The organism is uncultured Bradyrhizobium sp. (assembly GCF_936943645.1).
Lineage (GTDB): Bacteria > Pseudomonadota > Alphaproteobacteria > Rhizobiales > Xanthobacteraceae > Bradyrhizobium.
This window is the reverse complement of record NZ_CAKZJO010000056.1, coordinates 211,059-223,230: the sequence shown is the minus strand read 5'-3', so window position 1 is coordinate 223,230 and position 12,172 is coordinate 211,059. Positions and strand designations below refer to the sequence as shown.

Genomic DNA, 12,172 nt, shown 5'->3' with positions numbered 1-12,172 from the left:
AAATGAGTTATATGTCCTCCCCATGACGGGATGCTGCCAATGACTGTCTTGGAAACGCCAATCTTGGAAACGCCAAACTTGGACACGCCAATCCTGCGGGAGGTCCGCAGCAACCACCGCTCGCCCGCAGGCGTACATCTGGTGGCGCGCGACTATCCGAGAGGCATGCGGATCGAGCCGCACCTGCACCGCGAGGCGCAGCTGATCTATGCGGCGAAGGGCACCATGCAGGTGACGACGCCCGAGGGCCGCTGGCTGGTGCCGCCGGACCGGGCCGTCTGGGTGCCGGCCGGGCTCGAGCACGCCCTCGACCTGCTCGCCGACATCGAGATGCGCACGCTGTATTTCGACCTCGCCTGGCTGAAACGCGAGCAGCGCTACGAGGGGCTGACCAAAGAATTCGTGGTGCGGGTCTCGCCGCTGCTCAATCAGGCGATCCTCGCGCTGTTCGACGCGCGCAATACCGAGGAACGCACCGAGCTATTGGTGCGCCTCGTGATGCTGGAATTGCACCAGGCCGAGGATTCCGCGACCTTCGTGCCGCTGCCGCACGAGCCGCGCTGCCGCCGCGCCGCGCTGATCGTGCTGGACGATCCCACCGGCCTGCACGACATCGACACGCTGGCGCGCGAGGTCGGAACGTCGGCGCGGACGCTGTCGCGGCTGTTCTCGAGCGAAACGCAACTCAGCTTCAAGAGCTGGTGCCAGCGCGCGCGAATTGCGGCTGCAATCCAGCGGCTGTCCACGGATGCCAATGTCTCGGTGAAGCAGCTCGCGACCCAGCTCGGTTATGCCAGCGTGCCCGCCTTCTCGGCCGCGTTCCGTCAGGTGACGGGGCGGACGCCGACGGAGTTTGCGGGGAAAGCATAGCTCGTCGATACGAGCGCAGAACTCGTAGGGTGGGCAAAGCGAAGCGTGCCCACGCATTTTTTGTCATCGAGAGAGATCGTGGGCACGGCGCAAGGAGCGCCTTTGCCCACCCTATGGCAGCGGGGCGCTCGGAGACATCGTCCGCATCCAACGGCATGCCGGCATTCGCCAAACGCACGGCCCGACTAAAGTTGCCGCATTCCTCCGCTTGATTGTGATCGGCTTCCGCCCAAATCGCGTGTAAGCTTCCGCAGCGCACAAACCTTGACACGAAAGTCCCGATGGCCAACGCCTTCTTCTCCGACCTGCTCGCCACGATCTCCGAGCGCGGCCGCACGCTGCTTCGTCGCGGCGATTCCGCCGACACCAGACCGGATGCCGACGGGCTGCTCGAGCTCTGCGACGCGCTGCTGTCGGGCCGGGGCGAAGCATCGGGTATCGCCATCGCGCGCGAGGTGCTCGACATCTACCGGGAGCTGGATGCGGCGGGACGCCGCGCCTTCTTCGACGGATTGGTGCGCGATTTCGGCCCGGACCGGGAGCGCCTGTCCAAGGCCATCGAGACATGGCGCGCGGCGCCCAGCGACGAGGACGCGAGCTCCTTGCATTTCGCCTCGGAGCCGCGGCGGCAGGAGCTGATCCGCCGCCTCAACCGTGCCCCCGGCGGCACCGGCGACCTCGTCAACATGCGCGCCGATCTGCTCGGCATGATGAATGGACACACCGATCTCGCCGCGCTCGATCGCGACGTCTCGCATCTTCTCTCTTCGTGGTTCAACAGGGGGTTTCTCGTGCTGCGCAGGATCGACTGGTCGACCCCGGCCAACATCCTCGAAAAGATCATCCGTTACGAGGCCGTGCACGAAATCTCCGACTGGGACGATCTGCGCCGCCGCATCGATCCGGTTGACCGCCGCTGCTACGCCTTCTTCCACCCTGCGATGGTGGACGAGCCCCTGATCTTCGTCGAGGTGGCGCTGACCGAGACCATTCCCGGCGCGATCGCCCCGCTGCTTGCGGTCGATCGCCAGCATCTTCCGATCGACCGCGCGCGCACCGCCGTGTTCTATTCGATCTCCAACACCCAGCGCGGGCTGGGCGGCATCTCCTTCGGCAGCTTCCTGATCAAGCAGGTGGTGGAAGAGCTGCGTCGCGAAACGCCGAAGCTCGACACTTTCGTGACGCTGTCGCCGGTGCCGGGCTTCATGGCCTGGGTGAGGCAGGACAAGGATCTGCCGCTGTCGGACGAGGACCGCGAGACGCTGAAGCGCCTCGATGATCCCAAATGGTTCGAGAGCCCCGAAACGACCGCGTTGCTTCGCGGCGTGATCGAGCCGCTGGCCGCGCACTATTTCCTCAAGGCGCGCACGCCGAAGGGCAAGCTGATCGACTCCGTCGCCCGCTTCCATCTCGGCAACGGCGCAAGGCTCGAGCGCATCAACTGGCTCGGCGACCTCTCGCCGAAGGGGCTACGCGAATCCGCCGGCGTGATGGTCAACTACCTCTACCGCCTCGACGACATCGAGAAGAACCACGAGGCCTATGCCAATGACGGCGAGGTCGTGGCGTCGAGTGCGGTGAAGAAGCTGCTGAAGGGCGAGGGCCGGCGGCTACTGGATATGCGGTTGTCGTAGCGGCACGCTCGGGCCTCACACTCGGTCGTCGTCCCGGACAAGCGTAGCGAAGCGAAGCGCTGATCCGGGACCCATAGCCACAGGGTTGGCTTTGGCGAAGAGCCGGAGTGACCAGCTCGCGCCGTAACATCTCCCTGGGTTATGGGTCCCCGCCTTCGCGGGGACGACACCGAGTAAAGAGCGCCGCCGGTGCGCACCAAATCACTCAGCCCCTACTCCGCCAGCGCCTTCATCTCCTTGTAGAGATCGGACTTGCCTTCAAAGCCGATGCCGGCCAGCTCGGGCATGGTGATGTGGCCGTTCTCGACGCTGACGCCGTCCGGGAAGCCGCCGTAGGGCTGGAACAGGTCGGGGTAGCTTTCGTTACCGCCGAGCCCGAGGCCTGCTGCGATGTTGAGCGACATCTGGTGGCCGCCATGCGGGATGCAGCGGCTGGGGGACCAGCCGTAGGTCTTCAGGACTTCCAGCGTGCGCTGGTATTCGCACAGGCCGTAGGACAGCGCGCAGTCGAATTGCAGCCAGTCGCGGTCGGGGCGCATGCCGCCGTAGCGGATCAGATTGCGGGCGTCCTGGTGGCTGAAGAGATTTTCGCCCGTGGCCATCGGGCCGGGATAGAACTCGGCGAGCGCGGCCTGCAGTGCGTAGTCGAGGGGATCGCCGACCTCCTCGTACCAGAACAAGGGATAGTCGCGCAGCATCTTGGCGTAGGCGATGCCGGTCTCGAGGTTGAAGCGGCCGTTGGCGTCGACGGCGAGCTGCGCGTCCTTGCCGATCTCCTTGAGCACCGCCTCGATGCGGGTGCGGTCCTCTTCGATCGGCGCGCCGCCGATCTTCATCTTCACGACGTTGTAGCCGCGGTCGAGATAGCCGCGCATCTCCCCGCGCAGCATAGAGAGATCCTTGCCGGGATAATAATAGCCGCCGGCGGCGTAGACGAACACGCGCGGATTGGCGGTGAGACCGTGACGTTCGGCGAGCAGGCGGAACAGCGGCTTGCCGGCGATCTTCGCCACCGCATCCCACACCGCCATGTCGATGGTGCCGACGGCGACCGAGCGCTCGCCATGGCCGCCCGGCTTCTCGTTGGTCATCATCGCGCTCCAGACCTTGTCGGGGTCTAAATTGTCACCGGCCGCGTTGAGCAGCGACTTCGGATCGGCCTCCGTGATGCGCGCGGCGAAACGTTCGCGGATCAACCCACCCTGCCCGTAACGACCGTTCGAGTTGAAGCCGTAGCCGACGACGCGCTTGCCGTCGCGCACCACGTCGGTGACGACGGCAACGAGGCTCGTCGTCATCTTGGTGAAGTCGATATAGGCGTTGCGGATCGGCGATGAGATCGGCTTGGTGATCTCGCGGACGTCGACGATGCGGACGGACATGGGCGTGGCCTTTGGTGTTAAGAGGAAGTTCGTCGGACTGTCATTCCGTCATCCTGAGGTGCGAGTGGCGCGATGCAAAGCATCGCGCCGGGAGCCTCGAAGGATGAACGGCCGAGGTGCAGCCGGGCTGTCGCCCTTCGAGGGCCGCTGAAGGAGCGGCCACCTCAGGGTGACGATTTTGCATTTGGATGTGCCGCGCTCGTTCACTGCAATGACGGCTTCGCCGTCACTTCTTATCCCTGAAATACGGCTCCACCGGCCCGTGCACCTTGATGGTCAGCGGGTTGCCGTGGCGGTCCTTGGCGTTGCCGGCGGTGACGCGGACCCAGCCTTCGCTGATGCAGTACTCCTCGACATTGGTCTTCTCGATGCCCTTGAAGCGGATGCCGACGTCGCGCGACAGGATGTCCGCGTTGTAATAGGGGCTGTTCGGATCGACCGACAGACGGTCCGGAAATTCGTCGCTCATGATTATCTCGCTCACAACAGTGTTTCGATTTGATTGCGCAATCCTTCGGGCCGTGCGGTCGGCGCGTAACGCGCGATCACCTTGCCGGCACGGTCCACCAGGAATTTGGTGAAATTCCATTTGATGGAGGCGCCGAGAAGCCCGGATTGCTGCCGTTTCAGGTACTCATACAGGGGATGCGCATTGGCGCCGTTGACGTCGATCTTCTCGAACAGCGGAAAAGTGACGTCGTAGTTCGTCGAGCAGAACGCCTGGATTTCGTCCGCCTGTCCCGGCTCCTGCGCGCCGAACTGGTTGCAGGGAAAGCCGAGCACGGAGAAGCCGCGCGGCGAGAGATCGCGGTGCAAATCCTCCAGCCCGCGATATTGCGGCGTGAAGCCGCATTTGCTCGCGGTGTTGACGATCAACAGCACCTGCCCTTCGAAACGTTTCAGGGCAACCTCCTCGCCCGCAAGCGAGTTGGCCTTGAAGTCGTAGATCGCTGACATCGCTAACCCACGGGATCGATCGGCGACGGCGGCACGCCGCCCGCCTCGATCGCCTCGCCCGCGAGCAGGCAGAGATCTTCGCGATAGCGGCCGGACACGATTTGCACGCCGACCGGGGTCTTGCCGACGAGACCGGTGGAGACGACGAGGCCGGGCAGACCCATGAAGGGCGTCGCGATCTGCGGCATCTGCGCTTCCCAGACCCGCTCGAAGGACTCGGCATCCTTGCGGTCGAGATGATCGGGGAATGGCAGCTCGCCGGAGACCGGCGTCAGCACCACGGCGTATTTTTCGAAGAACATCATCCACTCGCGCGTGAACGTGGCGCGGCGGGTCAGCGCCTGTGCGTAGTTCGCCTGATCCATCGGCGTGACCTTGGCGCGGTTGCCGCGCAGGCAGGCCAGCGCGCCGGGATCGCCCTCGCGCTCGGCCATCTCCAGCTGCGCCTCGTAGCCGTCGCCGAGCCAGAGCTTGCGCTGCCACTGCACCGCCTCGCGCATCGGCGGCGTATTCTCGATCACCTCGACGGTCCAGCCCGCGCGCTCGAGCCGCTTGCCGGCGTCGGTCACGGCCGCCTTCACTTCCGGCGTGGTCCCAAGGCCGTCCGGATTGAGACAGATCGCGGCACGCTTCTCGCGCGCGGGACCTTGGAGCGGCGCCGGCACATACCAGGGGTCGCGGACGTCGCGGGCCGACATGGCTTCCAGCGAGATACGCAAATCGTTGATGGTGCGCGCCAGCGGGCCCGACACCGCCATGATCTGCGGCCCGATCGGGCGCTCCGGCAGCGCCGGATTGAAGGCGGGGATACGGCCGAGCGTCGGGCGCAGGCCGTGGACGCCGCAGGCATAGGCGGGATAGCGGATCGAGCCGGCGATGTCGGTGCCGTGGGCGATATGGCCGATGCCGGCCGCGACCGCCGAGCCGGCGCCGCCGGACGAGCCGCCCGGCGTCAGCGAGGCATCGCGCGGGTTCTTGGTGTCGCCGTGGATGAGATTGGTGGTGAACCAGCGATAGGAGAACGCCGGGCAGTTGGTACGGCCGAGCAGGATGGCACCGGCTTTGCGGAAATTGGCGACCACCGGATTGTCCTCGCGCGCGATCACGTCGCGCTGGAGCTTGAGGCCATTGGTGGTGGCAAAGCCCTCCTGGTCGACATTGGCCTTGATGGTGACGGGCACGCCGGCGAGCACGCCGGGGTCCTCGCCCCGCGCGATGGCGGCATCGACGGCGTCGGCCTGCCTCAACACGTCGTCCGGCCGGTGGTCGATCACCGCATTGAGCTGGGGATTGACGGCATCGAGCCGGGCGAGCCCGGCCTTGGCGGCCTCCCGGGCGGACACTTTTTTGGATTTGACGAGGGTGGCGAGGTCGGCGGCCGACAGGCGCCAGAGGTCTTGCATGGCTTGCTCCGTGTATCCGGCGTCTTTTAGCGCCGGGAACGCGGCAAAGCCATGCGGATTTCGCGGGGGTGAAGGGCGGGTTTGACGCGGGATGGCGCCTCATTCTCCGTCATTGCGAGGAGCTCGCGACAAAATTGCGGAGCAATTTTGCGCTGATGCGACGAAGCAATCCAGCGTCCCTCCGGGGAGGCAGTCTGGATTGCTTCGCTACGCTCGCAATGACGGGGAAGGAGCTGGGCTAGTGCCTTGTCGCCGACTCGTCCGGCATGTCCAGCAATGCCTCGGTGAAGGGAAACTCCAGCACGATCTCGCCTTCGGTGTCGGTCACCTCGATCACGGCGTCCAACAGGGCGCGCTGGGTGCCCTCGGATTTCACGACCTCCAGGATCATCTGGCGGGCGACCTCCCAGGCGCGATCGGGGTTGCGCAGGTCCTCGCCGTCAGGATCCACGATCAATTCGTCGCCGATGCGGGTGTTGAAGAAATATCTGGGCATGCCTGATCCAATGGGGTCGCCTGTAGCCGATTGGAAGCCGTTCTATACTCACAACTCGTTTATCCCGACAGGGATCACGACCTATCGGCAGTTTGCCTATGGCATCTTTACGGCCGCAATACGCTCTCTTTGCAGTGCAGCAATTCCGCAGGCCTACTACCTATGTCCGGGAAAATTTCACTGGCGAACTTCTCCGCCGGCATTAGTTTATCGAGTGGGCGGATACGTCCGAATTCGCAAAAATGGAGAGCCGAAATGGCATGGAAAGCCCCGAAGATCGTCGAAGTGCCCTGTGGCATGGAAATCAACATGTATGTGAGCGCCACCCGCAAGTAAGCCGGTCGGCAAACTCGCATTCTGCGCCGGTGGATCTTTCGGTCACGACTGCATTTGCGTCGGCCTGAGATCCACCGCGCGTGTTCCTTCCAGGAGACGGATTATGCTTCGCGTCGTCGTCCTGGGCGCCGCAGCCGGCGGCGGAGTTCCCCAGTGGAATTGCGGCTGCGAGGGCTGTCGGGCGGCCCGTAATGGCGGACCTGAGCTGCATCGGACGCAGGCCTCGGTCGCCTTCAGCGGTGACGGCGAGAACTGGTTCCTGATCAACGCCTCCCCCGACCTGCGTCAGCAATTGAATGCCACGCCGCAGCTGCATCCCAAGGCCGGGGCGCTGCGCCACACGCCGATCGCCGGCGTGATCCTCACCAACAGTGAAGTGGATGCGGTGGCGGGCCTGCTGTCGATGCGCGAGAGCTCACCGTTCACCATCTATGCGCATGAGAAGGTGCTGGCGATCCTTGCCAGCAACAGCATCTTCAACGTGCTGAACGAGAAGCACGTGCGGCGCCAGCCGATCGGAATCAACGAGCCGTTCGAGCCGCGCCTCACCGACGGCGCACGCTCCGGGCTGGAAGTGCTGCCGTTCGCGGTCTCGGGCAAGTCGGCCTGGTATCTGGAAGGCAAGGCGCATCCCGGCGGCGACGTCAGCGACGGCGATACGCTGGGCCTGAAGATCACCGACAAGTCGACCGGCAAATATTTCTACTTCATCGCCGCCTGCGCCGACGTCAGCGACGCCCTCAAGGCCGAGATCGACGGCGCTTCGCTGGTGTTCTTCGACGGAACGGTCTGGCAGGACGACGAGATGATCCGAGCCGGCCTCGGCCAGAAGACCGGCAAGAGCATGGGACATGTCGCGATGTCCGGCGAGGACGGCGCGATCGCACGGCTTGCCGATCTCACCCTCGACAGGAAGATATTTCTGCATATCAATAACTCGAACCCGGCGCTGCTGCCCGGCTCGCACGAGCGCAAGACCGCCGAGGCGGCGGGCTGGCAGATACCGGCGGATGGAACGGAGATCGTGCTGTGAATGCGGCGTCAATGACGGGAATGACTGCGCTCTCGATCGGCAAGGATTTGAAGCTCAATTCGGCCGAGGAGCTCGAGGCGACGCTGCGCCACATCGGGGCGACGCGCTATCACAGCCTGCATCCGTTCCATAAGCTGCTGCACGGCGGCAAGCTGAACAAGGGCCAGGTGCAGGCCTGGGCGTTGAACCGCTACTATTACCAGAGCACGATCCCGATCAAGGACGCGGTGGTGATCTCGCGCTTCCGCGATCGCGCCACGCGCCTGGAATGGCGCCACCGCATCGAGGACCATGACGGCGACGTCGGCAGCGAAGGCGGCATCGAACGCTGGATCAAGCTGACCGAGGGCCTCGGCCTCGACACGGCTTACGTGGAATCCACCGAAGGCATCCTGCCGGCGACGCGCTTCGCCGTGGAAGCTTACGTGCATTACTGCCGCGAAAAGAGCCCCCTGGAGGCGATCGCTTCCTCGCTCACCGAATTGTTCGCGCCGAACCTGCACGAAGAGCGCATTGCCGGCATGCTGGAGCATTACAACTTCGTCAATCCTGATATCATGAGCTACTTCAAGCGCCGCCTGACGCAGGCGCCGCGCGATGCCGGCTTTGCGCTAGACTACGTCAAGGCGCATGCGACGACGCCGGAGCAGCGCGCGCAGGTCTGCAACGCGCTGATCTTCAAGACCAACGTGCTGTGGGTGCAGCTCGACGCGCTCCAGCACGCCTATGTCGAGGGTAACATCCCGCCGGGCGCGTTCGTGCCCAAAGCGGGCTGAAGAGGAGCAGCAATGGCCGGGCCGCGGAACATCAGCGTCAGCGAAACGAGCCGTCCCGTGCTGCCGCGGCACGCCAAGCTGAAATATGACGAGACCCGCAAGGTCTGGGTGATCCTGGCGCCGGAACGCGTGCTGGCTCCTGACGAGATCGCGGTCGAGGTCTTGCAGCTCTGCAACGGTGAACGCAATGTCGGCGACATCGCCGATCAGCTTGCGGCGAAATACGCAGCTCCCCGCGAGGCGATCATGGCCGACGTCGTCGTCATGCTGCAGGATCTCGCCGACAAGGGCTTTCTCACCGAGATCAGGGAGAAGACGCCATGAGCGACGTGCTCCCGAACATCCCCCTCGAAACCAGCGACAGCCTCGCGGTGCTGGAGAAGCAGCGCTCGACGGCGGAGACCTTCGGCATTCCGCTGGCCGTGCTGCTCGAGATCACCCATCGCTGCCCGCTGCAATGCCCCTATTGCTCCAACCCGGTCGAGCTCGACCGCTCGGGCAAGGAGCTGACCACGGACGAGTGGAAGAAGGTGCTGAGCGAGCTCGCCGAGATCGGCGTGCTGCAGGTGCATTTCTCCGGCGGCGAGCCGACGGCGCGCAAGGACCTGGTCGAGCTCGTCAAGCATGCCAGCGACGCCGGGCTCTACACCAACCTCATCACCTCGGCCGTGCTGCTGACGCGGCAGCGGCTGAGTGAGCTTGCCGATGCCGGGCTCTGCCACGTGCAGATCTCTTTCCAGGGCATCGAAGAAGGCCTTGCCGATCGCGTCGCCGGTTACAAGGGCGGCCACCGCAAGAAGCTCGAAGTCGCCAAATGGACGCGCGAGCTGGATCTGCCGCTCACCGTGAACGCGGTGATGCACAGGCAGAATCTGCACCAGCTCCCCGAGATCATCCAGATGTCGCTCGATCTCGATGCCGACCGGCTCGAAGTCGCCAATGTCCAGTATTACGGCTGGGCGCTGAAGAACCGCGCCGCCTTGATGCCGACCGTTGCCCAACTCGATGAGTGCACGACCATTGTCGAGGAGGCGCGCGAGCGGCTGAAGGGCCGGCTGACCATCGACTATGTCGTCCCCGATTATTACGCCCTGCGGCCGAAGAAATGCATGGGCGGCTGGGGCCGGCAGTTCTTCAACATCTCGCCCGCCGGCAAGGTGCTGCCCTGCCATGCCGCGGAGAGCATCACCGGGCTGGAGTTCGAATCCGTGCGCTCCAACCATTCGATCGCCTGGATCTGGCAGAACTCGGAGGCCTTCAACCGCTATCGCGGCACCGGCTGGATGAAGGAGCCGTGCAAGTCCTGCGAATTCCGCGAGATCGATTTCGGCGGCTGCCGCTGCCAGGCGTTTGCGTTGACCGGCGATGCCGCCAACACCGATCCCGCCTGCGCGCTGTCGCCCCTGCACGAGACCATCTTCAAGCAGGCGGAGGCCGAGGCCGAGGGCGAGACCAGCCGCTTCCTCTATCGCAACTTCGCCGGCGGCACCCCGGAAGCCGAGAATGGGACCTGACGCCGACGCAGGCACAGCCAGACGCGCCGATCCCTTTGCGCCGCTGACCTCCGACATGCTCGACGTCGGCGACGGCCACGAGCTCTATGTCGAGAGCGTCGGCCGCAGCGACGGCATCCCCGCGGTCTATCTGCACGGCGGACCGGGCAGCGGCTGTCAGCCCGACCATCGCCGGCTGTTCGATCCCGATCGCTTCTGCGCGGTGCTGTTCGACCAGCGCGGCTGCGGCCGCAGCCGGCCCAAGGGCTCGCGCGCGCACAACACCACGGCGCATCTGATCGCGGACATGGAAAAGATCCGCGAAAAATTCGGCTTCGACCGCTGGATGGTGGTCGGCGGCTCCTGGGGCGCGACATTGGCTCTGGCGTATGCGCAGGCGCATCCCGAGCGCGTCTCCGGCATTGCGCTGCGCGCGACGTTCCTCGGCACGCGGGCCGAGGTCGAGACGGCGTTCACGGTGCGCCTGCCGCAATTCTATCCCGCGCTCTCCGAGGATTTTCTCAGCGTGCTGCCGCTGGAAGAGCGAGACCGCGCGGTCGAGGCCTATTATCGCCGCATCCTCGATCCTGATACTGCCGTCCACGGACCTGCCTCGCGCGCCTGGCACGACACCGAGCGCGCCCTGTCCGAGCACAAGGCGGCGAAGACGCGGCTCGATCTCGCCGCGCTGAACGTCTGGCGCACGCTGCCGGCGACGCCGTTCATGGAGGCGCATTATTTCGTCAATGACAGCTTCATGGGCGAAGACCAGTTGCTGCGGAACGCGGGCCGGCTCGAAGGCATTCCCGGCATTATCGTGCAGGGCCGCTACGACCTGTTATGTCCTCCCGAGACATCGCATGCGCTGGCGCAAGTCTGGCCGGGTTCCGAAATTCGGATCGTGCAAGAAGCCGGACATTCGCTCTATGATGGCGGCGTGAGGGACGCGGTGATGAAGTCGATCGCGGACCTTGCGTCGAAGGCCGCGCGCTAATGCGCGGAGGAAGGACAGCAAGAAAATGCCGCTCGCCGGGAAAGGCATGCTGCTGACGTCGATGAACATCGACGTTTCAGATGAGGCCGATTTCAACCGCTGGTACGATCGCGAACATCTGGAAGAGCGCGTCGCGATCGATGGGTTTCTCGAAGCGCGGCGCTATATCGCGCATGCCGCCAATCCCAAATATCTGTGCCTGTACTCGACCGCATCCTTGGACGTGCTCGACAGCCCCGCCTACCGGGCGCGGCTGGCGAACCCGACCGACTGGTCGCGGCAGACCATGGCGCGCTTCAAGGACATGCTCCGCGTGGTTGCGCGGATCACCGTCAGCAACGGCTCCGGACGCGGCGTTGCCCTCGGCGTGGTGCGGCTGCGGCCGACGCCCGACAACGCCGGCGCATGGCGTGATGCGCTGCAAGACAAGCTGGTGCCGCAGCAGCGCGACGGCATCATCTCCATGCACCTGCTGGAGAGCGAACCGGAATTATCCGGCGCAACGGCGGAAATTCCGGCTGCGCGCAACGGGGGCGCGCGCGACTGGTTCGTGCTGATCGACGGCACGCATGTCGGCGCGGTCTCGGCCGTGATCGCCGAACGCTTCACCGGCCCGACGGCTGCGCCGTTCCCGCTGCCCGTCTCGGTCGGCACTTACAGCCTGATGTGGGACCTCGCGAAGAGCGATCTTACGCGCGGCTGACGCGCGTTGCTCTCGTGTCCCGGACGCGCTGCAACGCGCAAGCGTTGCTGCGCAGCGCCGAAGAGGCGCTGCGTCCGGGGCACGAGACCTCCGAC

General features: G+C 64.9%; 14 protein-coding genes. 9 read left to right on the top strand and 5 right to left on the bottom strand.

The genetic code is table 11. The features are described from left to right. Positions 1 to 30: 30 nt before the first annotated feature. Positions 31 to 870: a helix-turn-helix transcriptional regulator gene (locus tag Q0743_RS16290; RefSeq protein ID WP_298242528.1), complete on the top strand. Its 840-nt coding sequence runs from the start codon at positions 31 to 33 to the stop codon at positions 868 to 870. A gap of 281 nt (positions 871 to 1,151) precedes the next feature. Continuing rightward, on the top strand, positions 1,152 to 2,504 hold the full coding sequence (locus tag Q0743_RS16285; RefSeq protein ID WP_298242527.1) for a malonyl-CoA decarboxylase: 1,353 nt from the start codon (positions 1,152 to 1,154) through the stop codon (positions 2,502 to 2,504). 212 nt (positions 2,505 to 2,716) lie between these two features. On the opposite strand, the gene tarD is transcribed toward Q0743_RS16285, so the two are convergent. From tarD to Q0743_RS16260, 5 genes are all read right to left on the bottom strand, one after another. Continuing rightward, entirely contained in the window at positions 2,717 to 3,886 is a 1,170-nt protein-coding gene (gene tarD, locus Q0743_RS16280) for a D(-)-tartrate dehydratase (RefSeq protein ID WP_298242526.1), read from the bottom strand. Between the two features lie 226 nt (positions 3,887 to 4,112). Continuing rightward, positions 4,113 to 4,355, bottom strand: a complete 243-nt coding sequence (locus Q0743_RS16275) for a DUF3297 family protein (protein ID WP_008559805.1) — start codon at positions 4,353 to 4,355, stop codon at positions 4,113 to 4,115. An 11-nt stretch (positions 4,356 to 4,366) separates the two neighbouring features. Next, entirely contained in the window at positions 4,367 to 4,843 is a 477-nt protein-coding gene (locus tag Q0743_RS16270; RefSeq protein ID WP_298242525.1) for a glutathione peroxidase, read from the bottom strand. Positions 4,844 to 4,845: 2 nt separating this feature from the next. Continuing rightward, a complete protein-coding gene (locus Q0743_RS16265) occupies positions 4,846 to 6,246 on the bottom strand; it encodes an amidase family protein (protein ID WP_298242524.1) in 1,401 nt (466 codons plus the stop codon). A 238-nt stretch (positions 6,247 to 6,484) separates the two neighbouring features. Beyond that, a complete protein-coding gene (locus Q0743_RS16260; RefSeq protein WP_298242523.1) occupies positions 6,485 to 6,742 on the bottom strand; it encodes a hypothetical protein in 258 nt (85 codons plus the stop codon). A gap of 255 nt (positions 6,743 to 6,997) precedes the next feature. Here Q0743_RS16260 and pqqA point away from each other — a divergent pair, with 255 nt between their 5' ends. The 7 genes from pqqA to Q0743_RS16225 all read left to right on the top strand — a co-directional run bounded on the left by pqqA (position 6,998) and on the right by Q0743_RS16225 (position 12,077). Next, positions 6,998 to 7,078, top strand: a complete 81-nt coding sequence (gene pqqA, locus Q0743_RS16255; RefSeq protein WP_007595659.1) for a pyrroloquinoline quinone precursor peptide PqqA — start codon at positions 6,998 to 7,000, stop codon at positions 7,076 to 7,078. A gap of 103 nt (positions 7,079 to 7,181) precedes the next feature. Further along, positions 7,182 to 8,111: a pyrroloquinoline quinone biosynthesis protein PqqB gene (gene pqqB, locus Q0743_RS16250; RefSeq protein ID WP_298242522.1), complete on the top strand. Its 930-nt coding sequence runs from the start codon at positions 7,182 to 7,184 to the stop codon at positions 8,109 to 8,111. Beyond that, positions 8,108 to 8,887 (top strand): pyrroloquinoline-quinone synthase PqqC, encoded by a 780-nt coding sequence (gene pqqC, locus Q0743_RS16245; protein ID WP_298242521.1) that lies wholly within the window; start codon positions 8,108 to 8,110, stop codon positions 8,885 to 8,887. The genes pqqB and pqqC overlap by 4 nt, the downstream gene beginning before the upstream one ends. A gap of 12 nt (positions 8,888 to 8,899) precedes the next feature. Further along, the gene (gene pqqD / locus Q0743_RS16240; RefSeq protein WP_298242520.1) at positions 8,900 to 9,211 is read left to right on the top strand and encodes a pyrroloquinoline quinone biosynthesis peptide chaperone PqqD; all 312 of its coding nucleotides are present in this window, start codon (positions 8,900 to 8,902) and stop codon (positions 9,209 to 9,211) included. Continuing rightward, on the top strand, positions 9,208 to 10,401 hold the full coding sequence (gene pqqE / locus Q0743_RS16235; RefSeq protein ID WP_298242519.1) for a pyrroloquinoline quinone biosynthesis protein PqqE: 1,194 nt from the start codon (positions 9,208 to 9,210) through the stop codon (positions 10,399 to 10,401). Before pqqD ends, pqqE begins: the two co-directional genes overlap by 4 nt. Continuing rightward, positions 10,391 to 11,374, top strand: a complete 984-nt coding sequence (gene pip, locus Q0743_RS16230) for a prolyl aminopeptidase (protein ID WP_298242518.1) — start codon at positions 10,391 to 10,393, stop codon at positions 11,372 to 11,374. The genes pqqE and pip overlap by 11 nt, the downstream gene beginning before the upstream one ends. Before the next feature lie 25 nt (positions 11,375 to 11,399). Next, positions 11,400 to 12,077, top strand: coding sequence for a DUF4286 family protein (locus Q0743_RS16225; protein WP_298242517.1), 678 nt, complete (start codon positions 11,400 to 11,402; stop codon positions 12,075 to 12,077). Positions 12,078 to 12,172: the final 95 nt, after the last annotated feature.

Coding starts and splice junctions, on each gene's coding strand:
- Q0743_RS16290 (WP_298242528.1), top strand. CDS start 31: ATGCTGCCAATGACTGTCTTGGAAACGCCAATCTTGGAAACGCCAAAC.
- Q0743_RS16285 (WP_298242527.1), top strand. CDS start 1,152: ATGGCCAACGCCTTCTTCTCCGACCTGCTCGCCACGATCTCCGAGCGC.
- tarD (WP_298242526.1), bottom strand. CDS start 3,886: ATGTCCGTCCGCATCGTCGACGTCCGCGAGATCACCAAGCCGATCTCA.
- Q0743_RS16275 (WP_008559805.1), bottom strand. CDS start 4,355: ATGAGCGACGAATTTCCGGACCGTCTGTCGGTCGATCCGAACAGCCCC.
- Q0743_RS16270 (WP_298242525.1), bottom strand. CDS start 4,843: ATGTCAGCGATCTACGACTTCAAGGCCAACTCGCTTGCGGGCGAGGAG.
- Q0743_RS16265 (WP_298242524.1), bottom strand. CDS start 6,246: ATGCAAGACCTCTGGCGCCTGTCGGCCGCCGACCTCGCCACCCTCGTC.
- Q0743_RS16260 (WP_298242523.1), bottom strand. CDS start 6,742: ATGCCCAGATATTTCTTCAACACCCGCATCGGCGACGAATTGATCGTG.
- pqqA (WP_007595659.1), top strand. CDS start 6,998: ATGGCATGGAAAGCCCCGAAGATCGTCGAAGTGCCCTGTGGCATGGAA.
- pqqB (WP_298242522.1), top strand. CDS start 7,182: ATGCTTCGCGTCGTCGTCCTGGGCGCCGCAGCCGGCGGCGGAGTTCCC.
- pqqD (WP_298242520.1), top strand. CDS start 8,900: ATGGCCGGGCCGCGGAACATCAGCGTCAGCGAAACGAGCCGTCCCGTG.
- pqqE (WP_298242519.1), top strand. CDS start 9,208: ATGAGCGACGTGCTCCCGAACATCCCCCTCGAAACCAGCGACAGCCTC.
- pip (WP_298242518.1), top strand. CDS start 10,391: ATGGGACCTGACGCCGACGCAGGCACAGCCAGACGCGCCGATCCCTTT.
- Q0743_RS16225 (WP_298242517.1), top strand. CDS start 11,400: ATGCCGCTCGCCGGGAAAGGCATGCTGCTGACGTCGATGAACATCGAC.